This is a genomic window from Pseudomonas sp. NFX71, assembly GCF_048079215.1.
Classification (GTDB): Bacteria; Pseudomonadota; Gammaproteobacteria; order Pseudomonadales; family Pseudomonadaceae; genus Aquipseudomonas; species Aquipseudomonas fluorescens_B.
Window position 1 is genome coordinate 4,158,932 of sequence record NZ_CP182230.1, and the last position, 20,502, is coordinate 4,179,433.

Consider the following 20,502-nt stretch of genomic DNA (forward strand, 5'->3'; position numbering starts at 1 on the left):
GCCTTTGGTTTACTTCGAGTCGATAGCAAAGACCCTGGTCGAAAGACCGGGGTTTTTTGTGTCTGAAATTTGGCTTTTTATGCCACTCCAGCCTTTCCAGAGCCAACTTTCTGCCCGTGCGGTGCATAAAGGACTTGGTTCCCGGCTTCGATATTAATTAGAATCACTCTCATTTACGATAACTCCTTGGCACAGGGCTTCTTGAGATGAGTGATGCAGTGATGCCGAAGGAGCAAACCCTTCACGACCTGTACCGCGATCACCGGGGCTGGCTTGAAAGCTGGTTGAGAAGACGCATGGGCAACGGCTGTGATGCGGCGGACCTGAGCCAGGATACGTTCCTGCGTTTGCTGGCCAGCTCCCAGCGGATCGCCGACCTGCAAGAACCCCGTGCCTATCTGCTGACGGTGGGCAAACGCCTACTGAGCAATTTCTACCAGCGTCGAAGTCTGGAGCAGGCCTATCTGGCCGCGTTGGCGTCGATGCCCGAAGAGTGTGCGCCATCACCTGAGCAGCGCTGGTTGCTGCTGGAAACCCTGCAAGCGCTGGATGAACTGCTCGACGGACTGCCGAGGGCAGTGCGACGGGCGTTTCTCTGGAGTCAGCTCGAAGGGTTGAACTACCAGCAAATCGCCGAGCGCCTGGAGGTGTCCGAGCGCACGATCAAACGCTACATGGCGCAAGCCTACGAGCATTGCCTGTTGGTGGACCTGTGAACAGTCAAGCGTCCGATGCCCGTCAGGCTGTCCGTGCTGCGGCGCAGTGGCTTGCGTTGTTGGAATCGGGCGGCGCCAATGAGCAGGACCGGGCGAATTTGCAACGTTGGCGTGAGACCTGCGCCACTCACGAGCACGCCTGGCAGAAGGCGCATGCCTTGCGTCAGCGTTTCACCGACCTGCCTTCAGGGCTGGCGCTGAGCAGTCTGGATCGTCCTGATCCGGGGCGGCGCGTGGTGCTCAAGCGCGCATTGGGCGCCGTGGCGTTGGTGCCGACGGCCTGGCTGATCAGCCGACAATTGCCTCTGGATGTCTGGCGTGCCGATCTGCACACGGCCACTGGCGAGCGCAAAAAAGTGCAGCTCGCCGATGGCAGCTCCTTGCAACTCAACACCGCCAGTGCCGTCGATGTGGATTTGCAGAGCCGCCGTGTGAAACTGATCGAGGGCGAACTGTCGCTGAAGGTGCCGGGGACTGCGCCGCTGACGATCCAGACGAAGTTCGGCAATGTCATCGTCAGTCAAAGCGAAGTCTGCGTTCGCCAGCACGCGCAAGGCTGTCGAGTGTCGGTGTTCAACGGGTCTGTGCAGTTGCAGCCCTTGCAAGGGCCGGCGCTGGCAGTGCGCGGCGGCCAGCAGGTCACCCTGCAAGCGGTGGGTGTCGGAGCGATCACGCCATTCGATGCGCTGGCTCCCGGTTGGCGCGAAGGTGTGCTGATGGCCAGGAACCAGCCGCTGGGGGATTTCCTCCGCGAACTCGGCACTTACCGTCCGGGCGTTCTGCGCTGGGAGCCGGAGCTGGAAACACTGCGCGTCACCGGCAGTTTCCGGCTGGACGACACTGACCGCGTCCTCGCGCTGCTTGCGGCCAGCCTGCCGCTAGAGGTGCATTCCCGAACCCGCTACTGGGTCACGTTGCTGCCGCGCAAAAATAGTGTGTGAAGCCTGTCCCCTTTTTTCGACTCGCTTGTCATTCAAGGCATGTGAACGAATCAAGAGAGCCATTTCAATGTCCGCAACCTGCCATCCACGCCCGGCTTCTTTGCGCCTGCGTCCGTTGTTGCACCTGAGCCTGTTGTTGGGCCTGAGTGCCAGTCCGTTGTTCATCACCTCCAGTTGGGCCGACGACAGTGCCCGGCGCAGTTATCAGGTACCTGCCGGCAGCCTGAGCGATGCGCTGACCCGTTTCGCCGGGTTGGCTGGCGTCAATCTCTCGGTAGACCCTGCGTTGGTGAGCGGTCGCAACAGCACCGGTCTTTCCGGCGAATATGCCGTGGAGGAGGGCTTTGCGCGACTGTTGCAAGGCTCCGGTCTGCAACTGCAACCGGTGGGCGAACAGGCTTACATCCTGACTCCGGCGCCAGAAGGCAGCAGCCTGCAGCTGGCCCCCACCTCGATTCTTGGCGCCACAGGCGGGGCCGACGGCGAGGTGTATGCCGGCGGCCAGGTCGCGCGCCGCGGTTCCCAGGGCTTGCTGGGCTCGAAAGACTTCATGGAAACGCCGTTCAGCATGACCACTTACACCAGTGAGGTGGTCAAGAATGTGCAGGCGCGTACCCTGGGCGAACTGATCGCCAGCGATCCTTCGGTTCGCGCCACCAACCCGGCCGGTGGGCGCTATGAGCAGTTCACCATTCGCGGGTTCAGCCTGTTCAACAGTGATGTCGCCTATAACGGTCTCTACGGCGTTCTGCCGACCTACACGATCGACATGGAAATGGCCGACCGCGTCGACATTCTCAAAGGCCCGAGCCAGCTCATCAACGGCATCTCGCCGCGAGGCGCCGTGGGTGGCGGGATCAACGTGGTGCCCAAGCGCGCGACGGACAAGCCGATCACTTCGTTCACCGGCAACTACGCGTCCGACAGCCAGACCGGCGGTGCCGTGGATATTGGCAGGCGCTTCGGTGAAGACAACAAGTTCGGGATTCGTTTCAACGGCGTGAAGCAGTCCGGCGACACCGAATGGGATCACCAGAATGTCGACCGCGAGATGGCCGTACTGGGCCTGGATTTTCGCGGTGAACGCCTGCGACTCTCGACCGACCTGGGGCGCACCGAGCGTGATACCGACGCACCGCAAGAGCGCGTGCAAGTCGGCGCCAACGCACAGGTTCCGCACGCCAGCGACGTACGTCACAACTATGCGCAACCCTGGAGCAAGGCGAGTACCAACGATACGTTCGGCACGGTGAACGGCGAATTCGATGTCAGCGATAACGTCATGTTGTACGGCGGCGTAGGCGCGCGTGAAAGCAATCATGACTTCCTCCGTCACGCCGTTTCAGTCACCAACAACAAGGGCGACTTCACCGTTCAGCCCCGTGACTTCACCCGAGACGAAAGTGTCCGCACGGCTACCGCCGGGGTGCGCAACTGGTTCCACACCGGCCCGGTGAGCCATGAGGTCAACCTGGCGGCCAGCTATTTCTACATGGACTTCGAAAATGGAGGCGCCCGGTATGCCAATGCCAACAGCAACCTCTACAACCCCGTGGAAACGCGCACGCCGGTCACGCCCACTCGACTCGATTCGAAGGTCTACACCGAGAATCGCTCTACCGGTGTGGCGTTGTCCGACACCCTGGGTTTCTTCGATGACCGGCTGCTGCTGACCCTCGGCGCTCGATGGCAGCGTGTGAAGGTCGACGACTGGACGGCTGATGTCAAAGGTGACACCGCCTACGATGAGGAAAAGGTCTCGCCGTCGGGCGGTATCCTGTTCAAGGCGACCGATAAGCTGTCGCTGTATGCCAACTACATGGAAGGCCTGAGCCAGGGCAAGATCGCCCCGTCGACCTCGATCAACGAGGACGAGATCTTCCCGCCGTTCGTCAGTCGTCAGGTCGAGGTCGGCGCCAAGTATGATGCGGGTCAGTTTGCGGTGACCGCTGCGGTGTTCCGGATTAAGCAGCCGGCCTATGAAACCAACGCCACGACGCGCGTCTTTGGCCCGAATGGCAAACGTCAGAACGACGGTGTGGAGCTGAGTGTTTTCGGTGAGCCGCTCAAAGGTTTCCGCTTGCTCGGCGGTGTCATGTACATCGACAGTGAGTTGACCAATACCACCAATGGCACCTTCGACGGCAACCGCGCGCCGGCAACGCCCAAATACAACTTCAACCTCGGCGCCGAGTGGGACGTGCCGACCGTACAGGGCTTGACCTTGACCAGCCGCGGCATCTATTCCAGCTCGCAGTTCCTGGACCAGTCCAACAACAAGGAAATCGATTCGTGGGAGCGTTTCGACGTGGGCGCACGTTATGCGTTCAAGGTCGAGGACAAGAACATCACCCTGCGGGCCAATGTCGAGAACGTGGCGGACAAGCGCTACTGGAGTTCGGCCGGGGCTTCGGATGACAGCGAGCCGGGGTTGACGCTGTCGACGCCGCGAACCTACCTCCTTTCGGCGACTGTGGACTTTTAAGCAGTCAGCAAATTGTGGCGAGGGAGCTTGCTCCCGCTGGACTGCGTAGCCGTCCCCTCTGTGGGTGCTTCGCACCCGGACGGGAGCAAGCTCCCTCGCCACAGGTTCATTGCCAGTTTCAGCCTTGCAAATACACCGCATGCGTATGGGTGTACTCATACAACCCGTGCTTGCCATCCGCACCGCCAATCCCGGATTTACGCACCCCGGCATGGAAGCCCTGCATGGCCTCGAAATTCTCCCGATTCACGTAGGTTTCGCCAAAATCCAGCTCGCGCATCGCGTGCATGGTTTTGCTCAGGTCGCGGGTGTAGATCGACGACGTCAGGCCGTATTCGCAGTCGTTGGCCAGGGCGATGGCTTCGTCGAGGTCATCGATGATCTGAATCGGCAGCACCGGGCCGAAAATCTCTTCGCGCATGATGTCCATCGTAGCGTTGCAACCGGCGAGCACGGTGGGCTGGAAGTGGAAACCGTTCGGCAGATCGGCAATCTGCCCACCGCTGATCAAACTCGCACCCTGGCTCAACGCCGTGCGGACTTTACGGTTGACGCTGTCCAGGCCCTGACGGTTAATCAGCGGCCCCATTTCCACATCCGGCTGGGCGATCGGGTCGCCGAAGCGGGTAGCGCTCATGGCTGCCGCGATACGCTCGATAAACTGGTCCGCGACCCTGCGCTCGACATACACCCGCTCGGCGCAGTTGCACACCTGACCGCTGTTGATAATCCGCGAATCGCGGATGGCCTTCACCGCCAGATCCAGATCGGCATCCGCCAACACAATCGCCGGCGCCTTGCCGCCCAGTTCCAGATTGAGTTTGGTGATGTTCGGCGCGGCGGCGGCCATGATTCGCGAGCCGGTATCCACGCTGCCGGTGAAGCTGATCATGTCCACGCCCTTGTGCGCGCTGAGCGCCGCGCCGACTCGACCGTCGCCGCAGACCACATTGAACACGCCGGGCGGCAGGTCGGTTTTCGCCACCAGTCGGGCGAATTCGAAGCAGTTGTTCGGGGTTTCTTCGCTGGGCTTGATCACGATGGTGTTGCCGGTCAGCAGTGCCGGCGCCATTTTGCGGGCGATCAGGAAGAACGGAAAATTCCACGGCAGAATCCCGGCGACTACGCCTAGCGGCTTACGGAACAGAAAGATGTTTTCGTTCTGGCGGTCGCTGGTGATGATTTCGCCTTCGATGCGTCTGGCCCATTCGGCCATGTAGTCGAGGTAATCGGCGGTGAAGTTGACTTCGACTTCCGCCAGGGCGCTGATTTTGCCCTGTTCCAGCGTGATGGTGCGCGCCAGGTGCGCGACGTTTTCCCGCAGCTTGGCGGCGATGCGACGCAGATGCCCGGCGCGCTCAATCGCCGGTTTGCGCGACCAGTCTTTTTGCGCGGCGCGGGCGGCGGCGAGGGCGCGGTCTACGTCTTCGGCAGTCGAGGCCGGGACTTTCGACAGCACCGCGCCGGTGGCCGGGTTGATCACGTCGAGATGAGCAGCGCTGGCCACAAACCGGCCGTTGATGAAGTTTTCGTAGACAGGCATGGAGACGACTCCTTGATCAGTAGGTACGCGATGGCGCTTGAGCGGTGGCCGGTGTGCGATAACGCGCCAGGGTGGCCATGGCGCTCTGACGCAGCAGGCTGATATCGATGGCCACCGCAATGAACTGACAACCCCAGCTCTGATAGCGGCGCGCGTCCTCTTCGTTCGGCGCAAGAATGCCGCAGGCCTTGCCGGCCGCCAGCGTGGCGTTCACCGCGTGTTGAATCCGCTCCTGGACGTCCGGGTGACCGGGATTGCCGGCGTGACCAAGCCCGATGGACAGATCCGCCGGGCCGATAAACACCGCATCGACGCCTTCGACGGAGGCAATCGCTTCGACGTTTTCAACACCCGTGCGCGATTCCACCTGAACGATCAGGCACAGCTGCTCATGGGCGGTGTTCAGGTAATCCGGTACACCATCCCAGCGTGTAGCGCGGGTCAAACCGCCGCCGACGCCGCGAATACCGTGCGGCGGATAACGCATGGCGCGGACCAGTGCCGCTGCCTGCTCAGCGGTTTCGACCATCGGAATCATCAGCGTCTGCGCGCCGATATCCAGCAGTTGCTTGATCAGGTTGGCGTCGCCCGTCACCGCACGCACCACCGGCGCGGTGGCGTAGGGCGCCACCGCCTGCAGTTGCGCCAGCACGCCGGGCACGGTGTTCGGCGCGTGTTCGCCGTCGATCAGCATCCAGTCGTAACCGGTGGTGGCGACGATCTCGGCGGCGTAGCCCGTGGCGAAACCGGCCCAGATTCCATATTGGGTTGCCGGGTTTTTCAGGGCGGCCTTGAAAGCGTTGTGAGGCATGTTCATGACGGGGTCCTTACTCAGCGGTTGTACGGCCGATGCAGTTGGCATTCCGGGTTGAGCGTTACGCCAAAGCCGGGCTGGTCGAGTGCGGACAGGCGCATGCGGCCGTTCACCGGCACCGGTTCGCCGAGCAATTGCGGGTGGAACATCGGTACCACTTCGTCAGCCTTGGGCGCCATCATCAGGAACTCGGCGAACGGACTGTTATGCCGAGTGGCGACGAAGTGATAGCTGTAAACCGACGAGCCGTGAGGAATGACCAGCGCGTTGTGGGCGTCGGCCAGGGCGGAAATTTTCACCAGTTCAGTGATCCCGCCACACCAGCCGACATCCGGCTGGATGATGTCGCAGCAGCCCATCTCCAGCAGCATGCGGAAACCCCAGCGGGTCGCTTCATGTTCACCGGTGGTCACCAGCATGCCCTTGGGCACGTTGTTGCGCAGGGCGGCGTAACCCCAATAGTCGTCCGGCGGCAGGGCTTCTTCGATCCACTTCAAGCCATAGTCGTGGGCGCCGACTGCGAGTTTGGTGGCGTAGTTGAGGTCCAGGCTCATCCAGCAATCGAGCATCAGCCAGAAGTCCGGGCCGACCCGTTCGCGCATGGTCGCCAGTTCTTCGAGGTTCTTGCGCAGGCCTTCCTCGCCTTCGGCCGGGCCGTGGTGCAACGGCATCTTGCCGCCGATGAACCCCATTTTCTGCGCCAGGTCCGGACGGGCGCCGGTGGCGTAGAACTGCAATTCGTCGCGGACCGCGCCGCCGAGCAACTGATGCACCGGCTCCTGGCGGATCTTGCCGAGCAAGTCCCACAACGCCAGGTCGACGCCGGAAATCGTATTGATGACGATGCCTTTGCGCCCGTAATACAGGGTCGACTGGTACATCTGGTCCCAGATTTTTTCGATGTCGGTGACCCGTGCACCTTCGAGAAAACGTGCCAGATGTTTTTCGACGATGTAGGCAGCGGGCTCGCCGCCCGTGGTCACCGCGAAACCGACAGTGCCGTCGCTGGCCTCGATCTCCACCACCAGCGTGCCAAGCACGTTGATGCCGAAGGTGCGGCGGCTCTGGCGGTATTCGGGGTACTTGCTCATCGGCGTGGCAATGTGATCGTCGATCCAGTGGCCGTCCGCCTGATCGTGATAGTCCGCGCCGCCGCCTCTCAATGTGAAGGCGCGGACGTGTTTGATGGTTGGAATGCCCATGGTGTGACTCCTCAGGTTTAAACGGTGGCCGGTTTGCTGGAAGGCTTCTGGACGGGTGAACGGATACCCAGGACCAGCAATGCGGCAATGACAGTGGTGCCGGCCAACACGTACAGACCGGCGGCCGGTGAATGGAAGGCGCCTTCGGCCCAGTTCTTCAGCACCGGGGCGATGAAGCCGCCAAGGGCGCCGAACGAGTTGATCAGGGCGATCCCGGCCGCCGCAGCGCTGCCGGCGAGGTAACTGGAAGGGAAGGTCCAGAACACCGGTTGCACGGCGATGAACCCGGAAGCGGCGAAGCACAGGGCGACGATGCCGAGGAACGGGCTGGCGAAGGTCACCGAGCAGGCGATCCCGGCTGCCGACATCAGCAAAGTCAGGCAAGCGGTGCGTCGACGTTCGCCGGTGCGGTCGCTGTAGCCGGGGATCAGGTACGCCGCGACTATCGCGCAGATCCACGGAATCGCCGTGACAAGTCCGACCATCAGTCCGACCTTGGTGCCCAGCAGTCCGCCGACCTGGGTGGGCAGATAGAACACCACGCCGTAGACACTGGCCTGAATCAGCAGATAAATCAGGCACAGGTACAGCACCGACGGCTGGCACAGGACGTTGAGCAGGCTGCGGCCGTGGTTCTGTTTGTGGCTGTCTTCTTGATCGAGGATGCCTTGCACTTGCTGGCGTTCTTCAACGGTCAGCCACTTTGCATCGGCCGGGCGATTGTCCAGGTACCAATAGGCCCAGACACCTACCGCCGTGGCCATCAGGCCTTCAACTGCGAACAGCCATTGCCAGCCGTGGACACCGGCAAACCCGTCCATCTCCAGTAACAGGCCGGACAACGGGCTGCCGAAGATGAACGCCAGGGGTGCACCGAAGTAGAAGAAGCCCATGGCTTTGCCGCGCGCGGCGCTGGGGAACCAGTAGGTGAGGTAAAGGATGACGCCGGGGAAGAAACCGGCTTCGGCCACGCCCAGCAAGAAGCGCAGAACGTAGAAGCTGGTTTCGGTGTGGGCGAAGACCATCGCGGCGGAGACCAGGCCCCAGGTGACCATGATCCGGCACATCCACAGACGGGCGCCGACGCGGTGCAGTATCAGGTTGCTCGGCACTTCGAGCAGCGCGTACCCGACGAAGAACACCCCGGCGCCGAAGGCGAACGCGGCGTCACTGATGTTGGTGTCGGCTTGAAAAGCTTGCTTGGCGAACCCGACGTTGGCGCGGTCGAGAAAAGCCATGATGTACATCAGCAGGAGAAACGGGAGCAGCCGCCAGGAAATTTTGGCGAGCAGAGGCGCAGGTAGAGTCTTCATCGCAGTTTTCCTTTGGTAGGGCATTTGTTCTTATGGGAAAGACTGTACGGCTGCGGATCGATGCGTTACAAATCGAATCTAGCTAACAACTGATACCCTCAGGGTATCGATAAAAAGGCCCGCCATGACGACACCCACCGTTTCCCGCAGCCTGCTCAACCGTCTGCGCTACAAGCATCTGCACATGCTGGTGGCGCTGAGTAGCAGTCTGAACCTGCACCGCGCCTCGCAAAACCTGAACATGTCGCAACCGGCCGCCACCCGCATGCTGCATGAGATTGAAGACATGTTCGGTTGCGACCTGTTCGAGCGCCTGCCGCGCGGGATGCGGCCGACGGCACTGGGCGCCGAGTTGATCCGCTTCGCCGAGTCAGCCATCAGCGGCCTCGATCGCTGCGCCGAAGACCTGATTGCACGGCAGCAGGGCGGCTACGGCTACCTCTCCATCGGCACCATCATGGGCGCGGCACCGGACCTGGTGATGGATTCGATTGCCGAGATCAAGTCGCTGAATCCGCAACTGCGAATCCGCATCATGGGCGACACCAGCGACCAGGTGATTCAACTGCTGGAGCAGGGTCGCATCGACCTCGCCATCGCTCGACGCAATGCGGCCACTGACAGCGAGCACTACGCGTTCGAGCAACTGGGCAACGAACGATTGCTGGTGGTGGTGCATGCCGGTCATCCACTGGCCAGGCGCAAAAAACTCGAGCTGTCGGAACTGGTCAGCGGCTGGCCGTGGATCCTGCAACCGGAAACCAGTCCGGCGCGCATTGGGCTTGACCAGGCCTTGCAGCGCCTGGCCTTGCCGACACCTGCCGACATCATCGAATGCAGCTCGGTGTATTCCATGCAGCAGCTGATCCAGCTGACCGACGCCATCATGGTGTTGTCGGAAACCGCATTGCGCGACTACCTGAAAATGGGTCTGGTGGTGGCGCTGCCGGTAGAGCTGGACGTGCAATTGGCGCCGTTCGGATTGCTGTTGCGCAAGGGTGAACACATCAGTCGGGAGTTGGGTTTGTTCATCGATTTGCTTCGCCGCAAAGCAGCGGTTTTTTGATTCTTCGGTCAGATTTTTGTAACCAGTTGTTTTCTATAGACGCATAAATCTATAAAGTTAACCTTTCGGTCAGCTTTGCACTGTCAACACAGCCCTTTGCAACGTCAAAAAGGGCTTCTGCAAGACTCGAGATTTCCAGAACATAACCAGAAGGGCGGGCCCATAACCGCCCAGAGGATGATCCATGTCCAACCGTGAAATATCCCGGCGCTCGTTCCTTCAGGGCGGGCTGGTGGCGGGTGTGAGCGTGACGCTGACACCGCTCGGCAGTCCGGCGCTGGCAGCCTTGATGGAAAACAGCGTGACCGTGCCGTCCGAGCAATGGCTCGGCAACAACGGCAAGGCGCGCTCGCGTAACGATGCCTTGTCCAAGGTCTGCGGCAGCAAAGTCTTTGCCCGCGACATCCGCGCCAAGGACATGCCCGACTGGCCGCAGCAGCAGGGCCACGCCATGTTGCTGAAAACCATCAAGGCCGACCGCATCTATGCGGGCTACGACCTGTCGTGGCTTGGTGCGGACTTGCAGCCCGATCGCATCGTCACCGCCGCGGACCTGGACAAGGACGGCATCGTTTTCCCGGAAGAGCACGCACCCGATCCGCTGCTGCCCGAAGGCAAGGTGCCGATGTTCATCGGCCACCCGGTGGCGATCCTGATCTGGAACGACTTCGAGCGCTTCCGTCAGGCCAAGGCGCAACTCAAATTCAATGACAAAGCGATTCGTTACGGTGCCCAGGTGCCGTTCTACGAAGGCGATCCCTACGGCAGTTTCCGCTACGTACGCGTCGGCGGCGCCACTTCGGCGGACGAAGACGAATTCGCCAGTCTCAAGGATTCGATCCTGTTCCCGATGCTGAAAAACCGTCGCCCGGTATGGAATTCCCAGCCGGACCTGCACGGCAACCTGACCGAGCGCGGTCTGTTTTACGCCGAGCGCATGAAGCAGCAGATCGATACGCCGCCAGACAACTGGCTGGTGTTCGACGAGCGCTACAAAACCCCGTCGATCGAACCGGCCGCAATGGAGCCGGACAACGGCAACGGCTGGTACGACCCGGCGACCAAGACCCTGCATTTTGTCGTCGCCACCCAGTGCCCGCTGGAAACCGCGACCGAGACCGCGAAGATGATCGCGCCGTCGCGTTTCGGCCTGGCCAACCTGCACATGCATCCGGGCTACACCGTCGGCTATGGCTCCAAAGACCACAACATTTTCGTCTACTACGCGGCCCTTGCGGCGTTGTACGGCGCCGGTGTGCCGGTGCGTCTGGCCAATGATCGCTACGAGCAATTCCAGAGCGGCATCAAGCGTCACCCGTTCGACATTCGCTACCAGCTGGCGGTGGACAAGACCGATCACAGCTTCAAGATTTTCCGCGCCGAGATGAGCGTCGATGGTGGCGGGCGGATCAACTACAGCCCATCGGTGGCGGCGGTTGGCGCCACGGCGGCGCAGTCGATCTACTACATGCCGCAGAACGATTTGCAGGTCACGGCTTATCACTCGCGTGCCGTTGAAGCGGGCTCGATGCGTGGCTACGGCACGCTGCAAAGCATGGCCTCCACCGAAATGATGGTGGATGAAATTGCCGGTCGCCTCGGCATCGACGCCATCGACCTGCGCAAGAAAAACGCCATGGTCTCGGGCATGAAAAACACCCAGGGCGCGGTGCCGGCGGGTGCCTTGCGTCTGCATGAAATTCTCGACAAGGCCGCCGTTCACGAGGTCTGGAAAAACCGCGACGCAATCAAACGGCAGCGCGAATCCGCAGACCCGGATAACTGGTATGGCGTCGGTTTTGCCATTTGCCAGAAAGACTTCGGCACCGGCTCCGAAGCACCGATGGCCAGCGTCGAATTCACCGCTGAAGGCCGCATCCATCTGCGCCACATCGGCATTGAAATCGGTACCGGCATGTCCACTTCGCAAGCACTGGTCGTGGCCGATTTCCTCGGCAACCCGGCGCACGAAGTGAAGACCGGCGAGACCGAATGGAAAGAGTTGCAACTGATCACCGGCGGCAACCCGTACATCATGAGTCAGGCCGAGCAGGACAACTTTCTGCGCAACCCGCGCTGGGTCGGCAAAGTGGCTTCGGCCTCGTCGGCGACCAACTCCGCGTACTACTTCAGCCACGCCACCCGTGAAGCGGCGCGCGTGCTGTTCAACCACGGTTTGTGGCCGGCAGCGTTGCAGATCTGGGGGCAGGGCCCTTACGGCGGCCAGGCCAATCCTTATGTGGTTCGTCGTGAAGACGCGCATTGGGTCGACGGCAAACTCACGGCCAACGGCATGCAGCCACTGAGCTTCGAGCAATTGGCGAAACACGCTCACGAAAAAGGGTTGGTGACCGGCGCAACCGTGCACGGTTTCAACCGCTGGAGCTGGGCCGAGGCCGAGTTCAGCATCGACGGCGTGCGTGAGCGTCTGCCGCTCGACGGCCTGGCGGTGAAGTACGGCGATGGCGCACCGAACGTGAAAAAGGCGCAGATGAACAGCGCCGGTTTCCATCTGCTCGATCGCCAGAACGTGCATTACCCGGACACCCAGTTGAACAACGCGGCGGTGACTTACTACAGCCCGGTGGCGACGCTGGTGGAATTGAAAGTGAACAAGGGTTCGGCCGAAGTGCAGGTGCTCAACCATCACTCGTGGGTCGAGTGTGGTCGGGTACTGGTGGAGGAGCTGGTCAAGGGCCAGGTCGAAGGCGGGATCGCCATGGGCATCGGCCACGCGTTGATGGAAGAAATGCCGCTGTACGAAGGCGGGCCGGGGGAGGGTGACTGGAACTTCAACCGTTACCGCTTACCGATGGCGCGCCACGTTGCGGTCTGGAAGCAGACGGCGGAAATCCTGCCGCCGCTGTCGCCGAGTGATCCATCGAAGGGCATCGCCGAAGTGGTGATGATCCCGGTGGTCGGTGCCATCGGTAACGCCGTGGCCCATGCCATCGGCAAACGGGTCCGCGACCTGCCCATCACTTCTGCCCGCATCAAGGAGGCCCTCAATGGCTGACCGTCCGCTTCAACTGACCCTCAACGGTCAATCCGTCGGCCCGGTGGCCATCCCTGATGACCTGCCGATGATCGACTACCTGCACGAATACAGAAACCTCACCGGCTCACGCCTCGGCTGCGGCCAGGGCATTTGCCACGCCTGTGTGGTGATCGTCGACCACCCCGACGGCACCAGCGAAGAAGTGCGCACCTGCATCACGGGCGCGCACTACTTCGAAGGAAAGAAAGTACGGACCATCGAAGGCCACGCGACCCGTGACGAACAGGGCAAGGTCACCGAACTGAACCCGATCCAGCAGCGCTTCGTCGATGAATTCGCCTTCCAGTGCAGCTACTGCGCCCCGGGTTTCGTGAATGCCGCGACCGTGTTGGTGGAGAAGCTGCAACGTCAGCCGATCGTCAAAAGCCAGCTGGAACAAGTGATCGAGGACAGCCTCGGTCACCACGTCTGTCGCTGCACCGGCTACGTGCGCTACTACAGTGCGACGCGCAACGTGCTGACCGATCTCGGCCTGGTCAAGGAGGGTTAAGCATGAAGCCTCTATTTTCCCGTCTGGCATTGGCGGTTGGCCTGGCTGCGCCGGTGTTGCTGGCGCAGGCGGATGATCAGGTTGTCCGCGGTGCCTATCTCGCTCGCGCCGCTGACTGCATGGCGTGTCACACCGCACCGGGTGGCGCGCCGTATGCGGGTGGCCTGCCGATCGTCTCGCCGTTCGGCACGATCTACGGCACCAACATCACGCCAAGCAAAGAGCACGGTATCGGCCTCTACAGCGATGATGAATTCTTCGCCGCGCTCACCGAAGGCAAGCGTCGCGATGGCGCGAACCTGTACCCCGCGATGCCCTACACCTCGTATCACTTGATGCCGCGTGAAGACTCCGACGCGATTCACGCGTACCTGAAAACGGTCGAGCCGATTGAGCGTGCAGCGCCGGTCACCAGCCTGAGCTTCCCGTTCAATGTGCGCCTGGGTTTGATGGGCTGGAACCTGCTCTATGGCAAGGACGTGAAACTGTCGTCGACCGAGGGCAAAAGCGAAGCCTTCAAGCGCGGCCAATACATGGTCGACGTGCTTGGCCACTGCGGCGAATGCCACACGCCGCGCGGTTTGCCCGGTGCGATGCAGCAAGACAAACGTATGACCGGCGGCCTGCTCAACGGCTATCTGGCGCCGAGCCTGCTGGCCGACGATCTGGCTGCACGTGGCTGGAATCATCAGGACCTGAGCTCGTTCCTCAAGCACGGCATGAGCGCCCAAGGCACGATGTTCAACGAGATGTTCCCGGTGTTCCACAACAGCACCCAGGGCCTCAATGAACCGGACCTGGCGGCCATGGCGACCTTCTTGCTCGGCGATCAGCCACCGACGGCAAAAGTGCTGAACGAAGTGCCGTTCGAGAAACTGAGCGCCAGTGCCCAGCGCGGTCGACAGGATTACCTCAATGTTTGCGCCGGTTGCCACGCGGTCAACGGCGAAGGCAAGCCGCACATCGCGGTCGCCATGCGCGGCAACACCACGCTGCGTCTGGAAGATCCACGCAACCTGGTGCGGGTGATCGACGATGGCATCGGTGAGCAGAAGTTTGCCGGGTTCGAACACATGCAACCGATGCCCGGTTTCGCGGAGAAGCTCAGCCACGAGCAACTCACCGATCTGTTGAACTACCTGCGTCAGGGCTGGGGAGGTCAGTCGGAAGACCTGGCGGTGGGGGATGTGCAGGCGCTGCGGGCTGATGCACCGCCGCTCGAGCACAAGGCGCACTGACATGCAGCATCTCGATCTGCAAGTGGTGCGCCGGGCGCTGGACTGGTCGACGGCCGGCCAGCGCCTCTGGTTGTGCACCGTGCTGGCCACCTATGGTTCAGCGCCCCGCGCGCCTGGATCGCTGCTGGCGGTGAATGCTCAGGGACAATGGATCGGCTCGCTGTCCGGCGGCTGCGTCGAGGAAGATTTCCTTGAGCGCGTCGCCGAGGGCGTATTTGATCAAGCCGTCAGCGTCGTGCGTTATGGCGAGGGCGATGATCCGCGTTCCCGGGTGAGCCTGCCCTGCGGCGGCGTGCTCGATGTACTGGTGGAGAGGCTGAACCCTGATTGCGAGGTTCAGGCGCATTTGCGGGAACTGGAGTCGGCGTTGTTGGGGCAGCGTCGGTTGATCCGCGAAGTCGATCTTGCCAGCGGCGCGCGCAGCGTGTTCGCCGATCGCGAGCAGGGCGTGCGCGTCGAGCGCGAGATCGACCGGGTTCGACTGCGGATCGGCGCAGCTCAGCGCTTGTTGCTCGCGGGATACTCCAGCGTCGCCCAGGCGTGTGCGGAGTTGGCGGTGGGCCTGGGTTTCGAGGTGATCCTGTGCGATCCCCGCGACGAAGTGCTGGAAGGCGTGGTGCTGGAAAATGTCGAGGTCCGCCGTCAGTTGCCCTCGGTGTTCATCGCCGACGGTGGCTGTCACCGCGACACGGCGGTGGTTGCGCTGACCCACGATCCACGCATCGACGATTTGGCGATGATGGAAGCGGTCCGCACCGAGGTCTTTTACATCGGCGTGATGGGATCGATGCAGACGTCGCAGAAACGTTTCGAGCGGTTGCGCAGGATTGGTGGTTTGGGAGATGCGGAGTTGGCGCGGATTCATGCGCCGATCGGACTGAACCTGGGCAGCAAGACCCCTGCGGAAATTGCCCTCGCCGTACTCGCCGACATCATTCGGATCCGCAGCGGCATCCCACGAGATCGGCTCTGACCCCAAATCAATGTGGGAGCAAGCCTGCTCGCGAAGAGGCCGGCACATTCAACATTCATGTTGACTGTCTGGCCGCCTTCGCGAGCAGGTTCGCTCCCACAATGGTTTTGCCGTGTCGGTCAGTACCCGAACTTGTCCCGCAACCCGTAATACCAAGCCCCCAGCGCCGCAAACGGCGTGCGCAGCAGTTGTCCACCGGGGAACGGATAGTGCGGCAAGCCAGCAAACGCATCAAAACGCTCAGCCTGACCGCGCAACGCTTCAGCCAGCACCTTGCCCGCCAGATGCGTGTACGTCACACCGTGACCGCTGCAACCCTGGGAATAGTAGATGTTATCGCCCAGGCGCCCGACCTGCGGAAGACGCGACAGGGTCAGCAGGAAATTGCCGGTCCACGCGTAGTCGATCTTCACATCTTTGAGCTGAGGGAACGCCTTGAGCATCTTCGGCCGGATGATCGCCTCGATGTTCGCCGGGTCCCGCGCGCCGTACACCACGCCGCCGCCGAAAATCAGGCGCTTGTCACCGCTCAGGCGATAGTAGTCGAGCAGGTAATTGCAGTCTTCGACGCAATAATCCTGTGGCAGCAGGCTTTTCGCCAATTCATCACTCAACGGTTCGGTAGTGATGACCTGAGTGCCGCAAGGCATCGACTTGGCGGCAAGCTCCGGCACCAGATTGCCGAGATAAGCGTTGCCCGCGACGATGATGAACCTGGCCCGGACCTTACCCTGAGGCGTATGCACCACCGGGTTCGCGCCGCGTTCGATGCGCACTGCCGGCGATTGCTCATAAATAGTGCCGCCCAATGACTCGACCGCCGCTGCTTCGCCGAGTGCCAGGTTCAGCGGATGAATGTGCCCGCCACTCATGTCGAGCATGCCGCCGATGTATTGCTCGCAGTTCACCACTTCACGAATGCGTTTCTGATCCAGCAGCTCGAGCTGCGTGTGACCGAAACGCTCCCACAGGCGCTTCTGCGATTCCAGATGGCCCATCTGCTTGGCGGTGATCGCGGCGAACACACCACCGTCCTTCAGGTCACACTGGATGTTGTATTTGGCGACCCGCTCACGAATGATCCGCCCGCCCTCGAACGCCATCTGCCCCAACAACTGTGCCTGCTTGGGGCCAACGGTGCGTTCGATCACATCGATGTCGCGGCTGTAGCTGTTAACGATCTGGCCACCGTTGCGGCCCGACGCGCCAAAACCCACCTTGGCGGCTTCCAGCACCGTGACCTTGAAACCGTGCTCCAGCAGAAACAGGGCAGAGGACAGACCGGTGTAACCGGCACCGATCACACAGACATCAGTCTCTACATCACCCTGCAAGGCCGAGCGTGGCGGAACCGAATGGGCCGATGCGGCGTAATAGGACTCTGGGTAGGGGGTGTTCGCCATCCTGCAGCCTCTGTTTAATATATTTTACGAGTGCCCCGATCCTACCCGAGTTAAAAATCGACCGCCAGCCACCACAAAATCTTCTTCGCAGACGCAAAATTAAATATTTTGCATATTCATAGGGTTAGCTCGAAAAAAGGTGTTGACACCCCTCCGGAATTCCGTAGAATGCCGCCTCACAGCAGGCACGTAGCTCAGTTGGTTAGAGCACCACCTTGACATGGTGGGGGTCGTTGGTTCGAGTCCAATCGCGCCTACCAAACAAAATCCGCTCTGCTGGGCGGTCTAGAAGGGCTCACCGAAAGGTGGGCCCTTTTTTGTTGCTTCGAGTTTCATGCAGAACGTTTGCAACACCCCGCTCAAAACGCCGATCAGCGCCCATCTGCAGTTTATCACCTCAAGGCAATCGCCGAGATATCATCCTGCGCAACCGGATGCGATTCTGAGGTGATGGCAATTTGGCATTGCTGAGATTTACGGGTATCGTAGCGCCCAATCTTTTACAGGCAATGGACGGCAGTAATGACAACAGGGACTTCAATCGTTACGAAGCAAGAGACTTACTCAGGTTACGAGATCCTTGTTGCTACAGTCGGCCCCATCAAAACAAATCCAGACGAACCAGAAAATCTGCAAACGCATCACGCGACAAAAATTTCGATTTGGTTCGACGGAAAAGAAGTCAGAGGGGCCAGTGAAGCGCCTTCGATGCTTTTTGTATCCCGTGAAGATGCAGCCGAGTTTGGCTTCGAAATTGGCCGAATGATTGTCACCCAGCGTCGCAAGTCAGCTGCTTTCAAGCGGATAGTTCGCACCAGCGAGCTCTTTAAGCTACCGCGATTGCTTTTCCGTTATTAAGAATTCAGGTCGCGAAGCGGGTGAACTCATCCGTAATCATTGAACTGCCGGGCTGGCACTCCATGACGTGCCGGATAGCGCAGGTAGCCTCTGTCGCAGATGCTTGAAGCGGGCAATGCGATGCTTTTTGGGCTACTACTTCAGGCCAATCCGAACGTTGGCCTGAGGGAGTATATCGATGCTTGTGCACTGGTTTCTTGCTGCGATCCATCTCTTGGCGTTTGCTCTGGGTTTCTGGGCAGTCCTGTCTCGCGGTACGGCCTTTCGGCGCCTGGCTACAGGCGTGGGGGAAGCGCGCAGCGTATTGATCGCGGATAACCTGTGGGGGATTTCTGCAGTCCTCCTGTTGGTCACCGGTGGGATGCGCGCCTTTGCCGGGTACGAAAAGGGCGCGGACTACTATCTTCACCAGCCGCTGTTCCACCTCAAGATGACGCTTTTCGTCCTCATTCTGCTGCTTGAAGTTGCGCCAATGGTGACGCTGATCAAATGGCGGATTGCACAGGCAAGGGGGGCGGCCATCAATACCGGCCGTGCAGCGCTGTTTGCACGGATCAGTCACATCGAAGCGCTGCTGGTTCTGTTGATGGTCGTGGCGGCTACCGGCATGGCGCGGGGTGTGACGTTTGGTTAGTCGAGTGCGGTTGCGCACTTCCCCGGGATTTATCCGAAACGTCCGACAGCCATGACGTGAGACATGCCGCTAGTATCGGCTTCACGTTCCGGGTGGCTGCGGTGGTGATAGCGACGCTTGAATCTTAGCCAGCCGTGGTTCCGGGGCGAACGGGCTGGCTACTGACTGCAGCAGGATTCAGGGTTGTGGCTTGTCCGGGGCGGTCAGGCCGGCCTGAATGCGCTGATAAATTTCTTCGCGGTGCACCGCAACGTCTTTCGGGGCGTTGATGCCGATTCTGACTTGCTGGCCGCTTACGCCCAGAATGGTGATCGTAATGTCATCGCCAATGTTTATGCTTTCACCGACTTTGCGGGTGAGTATCAGCATGGTCTTCTCCTTGATTGCTTTATAGGGCACCTGATTCGGACAGTGCAGAGGTCGGTGGTATGTATAGATTAGTGCGAAGTCTCACGGTTTGGGTGCCTCTTTCTGACGCGCAGATGCTGCATTAATTCCCAAGGCGTAACTATACAGAGGCCGCATCCATCATTCTCGTTGTTTTGAGCCCATTTTGCGGCACTCGGGAAGTATTCATGAATGTTAAAATCCCTGCTTTCAGCATTCAGAGGGAAGCGTTGTGCGCAAAATGGCCTTGGTAATCGCAGTACTGGCATTGGCGGGATGTGGTGAAGGCAAGAGCGTAGAGGCGCAAAAACCGCAGCCAGCGGCGATTGCCGCCCCAGTGGTGGCCGCCGCACCCCAGTGGGATCTGGAAGTACGAGGTGAAATAACCCAGGCGGTCAGCGATCTTAGCGGCTGGCTGATCGAGCACAGTTTTGTTGCCAGCGTGGTCAAGGAAAATGGCAAGACCCGCATCCTGATGGGCCCATACAATTCGAAAGCCGAAGCTGAAGCCAAGCAGACGGAGGTTCGCGCGGCGCTGACCCGGGCGAAAAAACAGAACATCGAATTGCTGGTCATCGAGCGTCCGGTGACTCAGTAACGGCGATTGACCACCCTGGTAAAGCGAGGGCGGTTAAAAACAAAAAAGGCCTTGGGCATTCAACCCAAGGCCTTTTTTGCGTTCAGTCAGCGTTCAACCGCACGCTTTCAAGTCAACCGGCCCGACAAACTCGTTTCCACGACCCATCACGCACGCCACACTTTGATTGCGTTGCCGTTCCCAGGCTTGCACCGGATAGGTTTTGTTCCAGGCCTCGTACAGTTGCCGATCCTGTTTTGACAGGCGCAAGCCGTACTGCTTGCTCATGTAGAAGTAAGTCCGGGCGATCATGCCGCGAATGGAAGGGCGAGGCATGACCTTCTTTGCCTTGAAATCAACCTGGGTCAGGCACGAGCCATATTGCCCGGATTGCTCAGGCAGCCAGCCAAAACTGAAGTTGCTGCGATCGCCGTTTACTTCGCCGATGCTCGGCACCAGATTGTGCAAGTCGGCCTCGGCTTTCTGATAGGTCGGGTCGTAGCGCGTGCAATTCTTGCGTCCGCCTTCCTGCCAGCACTGACGCTGGTGACCGATCTGCCAGGCAGGGACGATGTGCTCCCATTCGATGCGAGCAGCACGCTTGGCATTTTTGCGCGGCACATAACCACAGGCGGAGAGGTTCACCTTGTTGCCGGTGTACTTGCACCCGCAGTAGAACTCGGTGGATTGCGGCGCATACAACTTCCAGGCGACTTTCTTGGCTTCGCTGAAGGTGCGCGGAGCGTCAGCCTGGGCACCCATCGCGAAGAGCAGAAACAGCAAAGCAAAACAACGGACACTCAT

At 60.5% G+C, this 20,502-nt stretch carries 18 protein-coding genes and 1 tRNA gene; 12 read left to right on the forward strand and 7 right to left on the reverse strand.

Translation table 11 applies throughout. The features are described from left to right. Positions 1-206: 206 nt before the first annotated feature. The 3 genes from ACM1ZW_RS19275 to ACM1ZW_RS19285 all read left to right on the forward strand — a co-directional run bounded on the left by ACM1ZW_RS19275 (position 207) and on the right by ACM1ZW_RS19285 (position 4,142). Positions 207-716 carry a sigma-70 family RNA polymerase sigma factor gene (locus ACM1ZW_RS19275; protein WP_017337643.1) on the forward strand — a complete coding sequence of 170 codons (510 nt, stop codon included), beginning with the start codon at positions 207-209 and terminating at the stop codon, positions 714-716. Beyond that, positions 713-1,657, forward strand: a complete 945-nt coding sequence (locus tag ACM1ZW_RS19280) for a FecR domain-containing protein (protein WP_416739039.1) — start codon at positions 713-715, stop codon at positions 1,655-1,657. The genes ACM1ZW_RS19275 and ACM1ZW_RS19280 overlap by 4 nt, the downstream gene beginning before the upstream one ends. Before the next feature lie 67 nt (positions 1,658-1,724). Next, positions 1,725-4,142 (forward strand): TonB-dependent siderophore receptor, encoded by a 2,418-nt coding sequence (locus ACM1ZW_RS19285; RefSeq protein WP_416739040.1) that lies wholly within the window; start codon positions 1,725-1,727, stop codon positions 4,140-4,142. A gap of 118 nt (positions 4,143-4,260) precedes the next feature. Here ACM1ZW_RS19285 and aldA read toward each other — a convergent pair whose 3' ends face one another. Genes aldA through ACM1ZW_RS19305 form a run of 4 tightly spaced genes read right to left on the reverse strand, consistent with a single transcriptional unit; the run spans position 4,261 to position 9,014 of the window. Beyond that, on the reverse strand, positions 4,261-5,685 hold the full coding sequence (gene aldA / locus ACM1ZW_RS19290) for an aldehyde dehydrogenase (protein WP_416739041.1): 1,425 nt from the start codon (positions 5,683-5,685) through the stop codon (positions 4,261-4,263). A gap of 16 nt (positions 5,686-5,701) precedes the next feature. Next, positions 5,702-6,502 (reverse strand): aldolase/citrate lyase family protein, encoded by an 801-nt coding sequence (locus ACM1ZW_RS19295; RefSeq protein WP_416739042.1) that lies wholly within the window; start codon positions 6,500-6,502, stop codon positions 5,702-5,704. A gap of 14 nt (positions 6,503-6,516) precedes the next feature. Then, entirely contained in the window at positions 6,517-7,701 is a 1,185-nt protein-coding gene (gene rhmD / locus ACM1ZW_RS19300; protein WP_414878710.1) for an L-rhamnonate dehydratase, read from the reverse strand. A 17-nt stretch (positions 7,702-7,718) separates the two neighbouring features. Continuing rightward, on the reverse strand, positions 7,719-9,014 hold the full coding sequence (locus tag ACM1ZW_RS19305; protein WP_017337648.1) for an MFS transporter: 1,296 nt from the start codon (positions 9,012-9,014) through the stop codon (positions 7,719-7,721). A gap of 124 nt (positions 9,015-9,138) precedes the next feature. Between ACM1ZW_RS19305 and ACM1ZW_RS19310 the strand changes: the two genes are divergently transcribed. The 5 genes from ACM1ZW_RS19310 (at position 9,139) to ACM1ZW_RS19330 (ending at position 15,839) form a co-directional block, all read left to right on the forward strand. After that, positions 9,139-10,080 carry a LysR family transcriptional regulator gene (locus ACM1ZW_RS19310; RefSeq protein ID WP_414878711.1) on the forward strand — a complete coding sequence of 314 codons (942 nt, stop codon included), beginning with the start codon at positions 9,139-9,141 and terminating at the stop codon, positions 10,078-10,080. 184 nt (positions 10,081-10,264) lie between these two features. After that, positions 10,265-13,096 carry a xanthine dehydrogenase family protein molybdopterin-binding subunit gene (locus ACM1ZW_RS19315; protein WP_416739043.1) on the forward strand — a complete coding sequence of 944 codons (2,832 nt, stop codon included), beginning with the start codon at positions 10,265-10,267 and terminating at the stop codon, positions 13,094-13,096. Continuing rightward, positions 13,089-13,628, forward strand: a complete 540-nt coding sequence (locus ACM1ZW_RS19320; RefSeq protein WP_414878713.1) for a (2Fe-2S)-binding protein — start codon at positions 13,089-13,091, stop codon at positions 13,626-13,628. Before ACM1ZW_RS19315 ends, ACM1ZW_RS19320 begins: the two co-directional genes overlap by 8 nt. A gap of 2 nt (positions 13,629-13,630) precedes the next feature. After that, positions 13,631-14,866: a c-type cytochrome gene (locus tag ACM1ZW_RS19325; RefSeq protein WP_414878714.1), complete on the forward strand. Its 1,236-nt coding sequence runs from the start codon at positions 13,631-13,633 to the stop codon at positions 14,864-14,866. A 1-nt stretch (position 14,867) separates the two neighbouring features. Next, entirely contained in the window at positions 14,868-15,839 is a 972-nt protein-coding gene (locus ACM1ZW_RS19330; RefSeq protein WP_416739044.1) for an XdhC family protein, read from the forward strand. Between the two features lie 119 nt (positions 15,840-15,958). Here the strand turns inward: ACM1ZW_RS19330 and ACM1ZW_RS19335 are convergent, their stop codons facing one another. Beyond that, the gene (locus tag ACM1ZW_RS19335; protein ID WP_416739045.1) at positions 15,959-17,242 is read right to left on the reverse strand and encodes an NAD(P)/FAD-dependent oxidoreductase; all 1,284 of its coding nucleotides are present in this window, start codon (positions 17,240-17,242) and stop codon (positions 15,959-15,961) included. Positions 17,243-17,425: 183 nt separating this feature from the next. On the opposite strand from ACM1ZW_RS19335, the gene ACM1ZW_RS19340 reads away from it, so the two are divergent. The 3 genes from ACM1ZW_RS19340 (at position 17,426) to ACM1ZW_RS19350 (ending at position 18,734) form a co-directional block, all read left to right on the forward strand. Beyond that, a tRNA-Val gene (locus ACM1ZW_RS19340) sits at positions 17,426-17,502 on the forward strand. A 262-nt stretch (positions 17,503-17,764) separates the two neighbouring features. Further along, positions 17,765-18,100 (forward strand): hypothetical protein, encoded by a 336-nt coding sequence (locus ACM1ZW_RS19345; RefSeq protein WP_416739046.1) that lies wholly within the window; start codon positions 17,765-17,767, stop codon positions 18,098-18,100. A gap of 178 nt (positions 18,101-18,278) precedes the next feature. After that, positions 18,279-18,734: a DUF2214 family protein gene (locus tag ACM1ZW_RS19350; RefSeq protein ID WP_414878721.1), complete on the forward strand. Its 456-nt coding sequence runs from the start codon at positions 18,279-18,281 to the stop codon at positions 18,732-18,734. Between the two features lie 177 nt (positions 18,735-18,911). On the opposite strand, the gene csrA is transcribed toward ACM1ZW_RS19350, so the two are convergent. Then, on the reverse strand, positions 18,912-19,103 hold the full coding sequence (gene csrA, locus ACM1ZW_RS19355) for a carbon storage regulator CsrA (RefSeq protein ID WP_017337657.1): 192 nt from the start codon (positions 19,101-19,103) through the stop codon (positions 18,912-18,914). 250 nt (positions 19,104-19,353) lie between these two features. Here csrA and ACM1ZW_RS19360 point away from each other — a divergent pair, with 250 nt between their 5' ends. After that, entirely contained in the window at positions 19,354-19,719 is a 366-nt protein-coding gene (locus tag ACM1ZW_RS19360; RefSeq protein ID WP_416739047.1) for an SPOR domain-containing protein, read from the forward strand. 93 nt (positions 19,720-19,812) lie between these two features. Here ACM1ZW_RS19360 and ACM1ZW_RS19365 read toward each other — a convergent pair whose 3' ends face one another. After that, the gene (locus ACM1ZW_RS19365) at positions 19,813-20,502 is read right to left on the reverse strand and encodes an endonuclease (RefSeq protein WP_017337659.1); all 690 of its coding nucleotides are present in this window, start codon (positions 20,500-20,502) and stop codon (positions 19,813-19,815) included.

Coding starts and splice junctions, on each gene's coding strand:
- ACM1ZW_RS19325 (WP_414878714.1), top strand. CDS start 13,631: ATGAAGCCTCTATTTTCCCGTCTGGCATTGGCGGTTGGCCTGGCTGCG.
- ACM1ZW_RS19350 (WP_414878721.1), top strand. CDS start 18,279: ATGCTTGTGCACTGGTTTCTTGCTGCGATCCATCTCTTGGCGTTTGCT.
- ACM1ZW_RS19330 (WP_416739044.1), top strand. CDS start 14,868: ATGCAGCATCTCGATCTGCAAGTGGTGCGCCGGGCGCTGGACTGGTCG.
- ACM1ZW_RS19335 (WP_416739045.1), bottom strand. CDS start 17,242: ATGGCGAACACCCCCTACCCAGAGTCCTATTACGCCGCATCGGCCCAT.
- ACM1ZW_RS19310 (WP_414878711.1), top strand. CDS start 9,139: ATGACGACACCCACCGTTTCCCGCAGCCTGCTCAACCGTCTGCGCTAC.
- ACM1ZW_RS19320 (WP_414878713.1), top strand. CDS start 13,089: ATGGCTGACCGTCCGCTTCAACTGACCCTCAACGGTCAATCCGTCGGC.
- rhmD (WP_414878710.1), bottom strand. CDS start 7,701: ATGGGCATTCCAACCATCAAACACGTCCGCGCCTTCACATTGAGAGGC.
- ACM1ZW_RS19275 (WP_017337643.1), top strand. CDS start 207: ATGAGTGATGCAGTGATGCCGAAGGAGCAAACCCTTCACGACCTGTAC.
- ACM1ZW_RS19295 (WP_416739042.1), bottom strand. CDS start 6,502: ATGAACATGCCTCACAACGCTTTCAAGGCCGCCCTGAAAAACCCGGCA.
- ACM1ZW_RS19365 (WP_017337659.1), bottom strand. CDS start 20,502: ATGAGTGTCCGTTGTTTTGCTTTGCTGTTTCTGCTCTTCGCGATGGGT.
- ACM1ZW_RS19305 (WP_017337648.1), bottom strand. CDS start 9,014: ATGAAGACTCTACCTGCGCCTCTGCTCGCCAAAATTTCCTGGCGGCTG.
- ACM1ZW_RS19315 (WP_416739043.1), top strand. CDS start 10,265: ATGTCCAACCGTGAAATATCCCGGCGCTCGTTCCTTCAGGGCGGGCTG.
- aldA (WP_416739041.1), bottom strand. CDS start 5,685: ATGCCTGTCTACGAAAACTTCATCAACGGCCGGTTTGTGGCCAGCGCT.
- ACM1ZW_RS19285 (WP_416739040.1), top strand. CDS start 1,725: ATGTCCGCAACCTGCCATCCACGCCCGGCTTCTTTGCGCCTGCGTCCG.
- ACM1ZW_RS19345 (WP_416739046.1), top strand. CDS start 17,765: ATGACAACAGGGACTTCAATCGTTACGAAGCAAGAGACTTACTCAGGT.
- csrA (WP_017337657.1), bottom strand. CDS start 19,103: ATGCTGATACTCACCCGCAAAGTCGGTGAAAGCATAAACATTGGCGAT.